Annotated in this window: 1 protein-coding gene; it reads left to right on the forward strand. The window is 62.3% G+C overall.

Annotation, left to right across the window (positions count from 1 at the left end):
• Window positions 1–1166, forward strand: a 1166-nt coding sequence (gene tssI / locus AACW87_RS14550; RefSeq protein WP_241326816.1) for a type VI secretion system tip protein TssI/VgrG, incomplete at both ends; no start/stop codon positions are given.

Raw genomic sequence — 1166 nt, forward strand, 5'->3', positions numbered from 1 at the left:
CGGGTGTGCGGGGTCGTGAGTGATTTTGCGCAAGGGGACAGCGGCTTTCGCCGTACCCGCTATCAGCTCATGGTACAGCCGGCGCTGTGGCGGCTCTCCCTTCGCCAGAATTCGCGTATCTTTCAGGCGAAGAAGCCCGATGAAATCCTCAGCATCCTGCTGCAAGAGCACGGCATCACAGACTACGCCTTTGCGCTCAAAAACGAGCACGCCCAGCGGGAATACTGTGTGCAGTACCGCGAGACCGACCTCGATTTCGTCAACCGGCTCGCCGCCGAAGAGGGGCTCTTCTATTTCCACGAATTCGACGCAGGCAAACACCGCGTCGTGTTTGCCGACGACGCGGCGGCATTGACCGCCGGCCCCGCACTCTTCTTCAACCTGGGCAACCGCTCGCTGGAGCAGGGCCCCTATGTGCGCCAGTTCCACTACCGCGAGGCGGTGCGCCCAAGCGATGTTGAGCTCAAAGACTACAGCTTCAAGACCCCGGCCTACGGTCTCTCCCACAAGAAGGTGGGAGCTGAGCTGGAACACCAGCGGGGCACCTACCAGCACTTCGATTTCCCAGGCCGCTACAAGCAGGACGGCAGCGGCAAGGCGTTTGCCCAGCACAGGCTCGATGCGCTGCGCAATGATGCTGTGGCCGGCAGTGGCAAGTCCAACAGCGCGGCCCTGCTGCCGGGTGAGTATTTTTCGCTGACCGAGCACCCTAACGGCAGCCTAAACACCGACTGGCAAATCGTGCGCATCAGCCACACCGGCTTACAGCCGCAGGCGCTGGAGGAAGAAGGCGGCAGCGGCCCGACCGTCTACCACAACGAATTTTCGGTGGTCAAAGCCAGCACCAGCTGGCGGGCGCGCATCGGCAGCCCACAGGCGCCTTACAAGCCTATGGTGGACGGCCCGCAAATCGCCGTGGTGGTGGGCCCCGAAGGGGAGGAGATTTACTGCGATGAACATGGCCGGGTCAAACTGCAATTCCCGTGGGACAGATACGGCAGCTCCAACGACCAGAGCTCCTGCTGGGTGCGGGTAAGCCAGGGCTGGGCCGGCGGCCAATACGGCATGATGGCCATCCCGCGTATCGGCCATGAAGTTATCGTCTCTTTCCTCGAAGGGGACCCCGACCAACCCATCGTGACCGGTCGCACCTATCACGCCACCAA

Origin of the sequence: Aeromonas sp. MR7, from assembly GCF_963899385.1 — a bacterium.
In the GTDB taxonomy this organism is placed as follows: domain Bacteria; phylum Pseudomonadota; class Gammaproteobacteria; order Enterobacterales; family Aeromonadaceae; genus Aeromonas; species Aeromonas bestiarum.